This window comes from Pseudomonas sp. 05N434 (genome assembly GCF_056396965.1).
Genome location: NZ_JBFTMK010000470.1, coordinates 1 through 4,015 on the forward strand (window position 1 = coordinate 1; position 4,015 = coordinate 4,015).

The following is a 4,015-nucleotide window of genomic DNA, read 5'->3' on the forward strand; positions in this document are numbered from 1 at the left end:
GGTGGAAGCCGCCCAGCTCGACATTCGTTCGGCGCAACAACGTTGGGTGTTTTAGGCGCCTTCAGTCAATTCTGAACAAATATTGAGAATGACCGCGCAAGGTCGCTTATGCCGGTAAATTCGTTTTCGCTGAGCGGCACAGGGGCATTGGGATGTGCTCCGACGCAGGGAGCGTCAATGCCAAACTGCAGGACCGTCGATCGCCGGTTTTCGGCGAGTCTGCAGTTCAGGGGAAAAACACATGGAGTGCCTGCTCGGTTCCGACACAGGGATGTGTCATCTCATTTCCTTTGCACCCATGGCTATCTGCCAGAGCATCCGGTCAGGTATCGTGCGTCAGCGCGGGCGTTTCCCGGCATGATTTGTATAAGAGCATAAAAGCCAATCCATGAACCTCATGACCTTATTGCTCCCACGCCGTTCTGGCGTTTGTCTTTTACTGGTTGCCGGGTTGATGGAATTGTTCACCCAGAGTGCATCGGCGGCTGCCGCCTCGGCAAAACGTCTGCCTTATATCGATGATAATCAACAATGTCGCGGCCAACCGCTGCCCGCGACTGTCGAACATCTGACTGGCGAAGCCTGGAAGCTGGATGCCAAAGGTAAACAGACGCCACTGCAGGAAGGCATGCCGATCGACGAGCGGGAAGGCATCAAGACCTCGCCCTCGGCGTTTGTCAGCCTTTCCCTGGGTGATGGCTCGCGGGTAGTGCTGCCTTCCAGCTCCCAGATCACGCTACACCTCAATGAAGAACATTCGATCCCTCAGGTTATCCTCGAGCAGGGTCAGGTCGAGTCGTATGTGATCAAGCGTGCCAGCGACCATGATCGTTTTCAGATCGTCACGCCGGTCGGTGTACTGGGCGTACGGGGTACGCACTTCCGGGTGCGCAACGATGATGGTGGCCAGGCATTACTGGAAGTGCTGAATGGGCAAGTGGCGGTCAATCGTGATGAGGAACTGTCGCGCCCCCGCTCTGCCCGCTCCACTGCCAAACGGACTCAGGGCCCTGAGGATGATGAAGTCCAGGTCATGGCCCGTCAGGGCTTGCGTATTCAGAAACAAGGCACGTTGACGCCAATCGACTTGTTACCTGCCCCACGTTTGTTGGGGCAGGCCGGTCAAACGGGTAATGTGCCTGTCTGGCAATTGATCATGAAGCCCATCGAAGGCGCCACGCGTTATCGGGCGCAAGTGGCCACCGACGCGAACTTTCTGGACATCAAGCAAGAGCAGTTTTCCAGCACGCCCGAGGTCAAATTCAGCGGGCTGAAAGCGTTGTTCTACCATGTTCGCCTGTCGGCGTATGACGCTCAGGGGTTAGAAGGAGAGACCGGGGTGTATGACATTTTCTATTACCCCAGGACCACGCGTGTCCAATAGCGCCCTGGCCGACGACCGATGAAGGGCCGCCCAAGGAAGGACGGCCGCGAGCCGACCCAGGCTCAGCGGCTGTTTCGGCGGATGGTCCGCGAGTGGCTGTGGGTCAGCCTGATCCTGTTGCCGCTGACGGCAGTGCTGTCCATGACCCATGGCCTGGTCTTGAGCAATCTGCTGTACGACAACCTGCGTCGGCTGAGCCCGCTGCCGGTGGACCCACGAATACTCATCGTCACGATCGATGACTACAGCTTGCAGCAGCTAGGCAAATGGCCTTGGTCGCGGGCCATGCACGCGCAGTTGCTTGATCGGCTAGGCGCTGCGAACGCCAAAGGCATTCTGTTCGACGTGATTTTCAGCGAGCCCGATAGCCATCCCGGCAACGATCAGCTTCTGGCCCAGGCGGCCTGCCGTGCCGGAAATGTCTTCGTGCCGTTGCTGCGTGAAGGCGTGGCGCGTTATGGACAGCCTTTGGGGGAAATTGAACCRGTGGCRCCACTGAGCCATTGCGTCAAAGGCATCGGGCACATCAATGCCCAAGCGGATGCCGACGGGATCGTGCGCAGTGTGTATTTAAGCGAAGGACCGGCACAACAAACACGCGCGCAACTGGCCTGGCTGCTGTACGAACAGACCCTTGCCGACAAGGAGAATGTACCGATGCCCGGGACCCCGGCCCTGCCGTCGACGCAAGGCTGGCAGCGAGCCCACAAAATACGGATTCCTTTCATCCGTTCCGATGCGGGTTTTCCCAGTGTGCCCTACGTCAGCGTCTTGCGCGGTGAAGTCCCGCCCGAATTGCTGCGCGATCGCTTGATCCTGATCGGCTCCACCGCTCCAGGTTTGGGGGACCGTTACGTGACACCGCAATCGGCGAGCATGGGCACCACCCCGGGCATCGAAATTCAGGCAAATATCCTCAATGGGTTGCTGCAACAGCGCAACATTGTGGCTCTCGATGAACGTTTGGCGGCGTTGTTATCGGTGGTGATTGTCGGTGAGTTGCTGGGCCTTATGTTGGTGCGTCCGCGTCGCGCGTTATGGCTGACCCTGGGGGCAATGGCGGTCGCGCTGCTGGGTTCGAGCCTGCTGTTGCGTCTTGGTTGGTGGTGGTCACCGGCCGCGAGTCTGCTGGGTATGCTGTTGGGTTACCTGATCTGGAATTGGCGAAGGCTGAATGCGGTGCTCGCCTATTTCGGCTGGGAACTGGCGCGTCTGGACAGCGAGCCGAAAGTGTTTCCCGAACGCCGTCGGACCCAGGCCCCGGCTGGCGATGTGCTGCAAGGGCAAATCGTCGCGCTGGAACAGGCCATGAGCYGGACACGTGACACCCGGCGTTTCATTGCCGATGGCCTTGAGTACTTGCCGGTGGCGACGCTGATCAGCGATCCGAATGGGCGCATTCTGTTGGCCAACCGTAAGGCTCGGGAGATATTTTCCAGCAGCCTGGTGGGCGAGGAGATGCTCGAGCAACTGAGCGAGTTGGGTTACCCGGTGCCGTCCGATGGAACGCTGCCGGCGTTGTCGACCCTGGAGCTGCTGGAGTTTCGTGACACTCAGGCACGCAGCCTGCGTCTGGACCTGGCGCCGCTGTTGCCGGCCGAGGGCGACTCGGTGATTGGCTGGTTACTGAGCCTCACTGACTTGAGCGTCGAACGGGACGCCGAGGAGCAGCGGGCCGTGTTGCTGCGTTTTCTGTCTCATGACCTGAGGGCCCCCCACTCGGCGATTCTGGCTTTGCTCGACGTTCAGCGGCATCAGGTGTCTGGCGACACTCAAGTGTTCAGTCAGATCGAGTTACAAGTGCGCAAGGCGCTGAACCTGACCGAGGCCTTTGTGCAGTTGGCAAAGGCTGAATCCGAGGCCTATCAGTTTCAGCCGAGCATGTTCGCGATGTTGCTGCTCGATACTTTTGACCAGGCCTCGAGCATCGCTCATCTGAAGAACATTCAGTTGCTGCATGACCTCGACGAAGATGCTGAAGCGCTGGTCCTGGCCGATCAGTCGTTACTGACACGGGCACTGTTCAACCTGCTGGAAAACGCCATCAAGTACAGTCCGGCGGGTTCGCGGATCACCGTGCGGGTGAGTTGTACCGAGGGTTGGTTAACGTGCGAGATAGTCGACCAGGGCCGAGGGATTGCCGTCGAAGAGCTTCCCGAGCTGTTCAGTCAGTATCGACGCTTTGCATCGGCTCACGGCAGTGACGGCCTGGGGTTGGGGTTGTCCATGGTCAAGGCGGTGGTGGATCGTCACGGCGGGCGGATTTCCTGTCATAGCGTGGTAGGACAAGGCACGACGTTCAGTGTCCAGCTACCCCTTTTGAGCGAGTGAGCCTGATCATTTTTACAGGCATAAAAAAACCGGCTATATCAGCCGGTTTTTTTACGTCCGAAAAAAACTTATGCACGTTTTCCGAAGTTTTATTTGCTTAAGAAATATGTATAAAAATCAAAAGCTTAAAAACTAAATACAGCGATTTTCAACGAAACGGTACACAGGTTATCCACAGAACTTCAGACAGTCACTTGGTCGGTCGCACTCGGTGCTGCCGGGGCTGCTGGCAGCGAACCCATTTCGCGCTGCATCTGTTCGTTCCAGGCCTGCACCCGGTCATTCAGGTCGGCGATGGCC

General features: G+C 58.2%; 2 protein-coding genes and 1 pseudogene. 2 read left to right on the forward strand and 1 reads right to left on the reverse strand.

Annotation, left to right across the window (positions count from 1 at the left end; translation table 11 throughout):
* Nucleotides 1-397 precede the first annotated feature (397 nt).
* Both AC1DLB_RS23585 and AC1DLB_RS23590 read left to right on the forward strand, forming a co-directional pair.
* A complete protein-coding gene (locus AC1DLB_RS23585) occupies nt 398-1,384 on the forward strand; it encodes a FecR family protein (RefSeq protein WP_064615640.1) in 987 nt (328 codons plus the stop codon).
* A gap of 18 nt (nt 1,385-1,402) precedes the next feature.
* A complete protein-coding gene (locus AC1DLB_RS23590) occupies nt 1,403-3,715 on the forward strand; it encodes a CHASE2 domain-containing protein (RefSeq protein WP_477785736.1) in 2,313 nt (770 codons plus the stop codon).
* Nucleotides 3,716-3,897: 182 nt separating this feature from the next.
* Here AC1DLB_RS23590 and AC1DLB_RS23595 read toward each other — a convergent pair.
* Nucleotides 3,898-4,015 (reverse strand): annotated as a pseudogene (locus AC1DLB_RS23595) (lysophospholipid acyltransferase family protein); the annotation flags it as partial.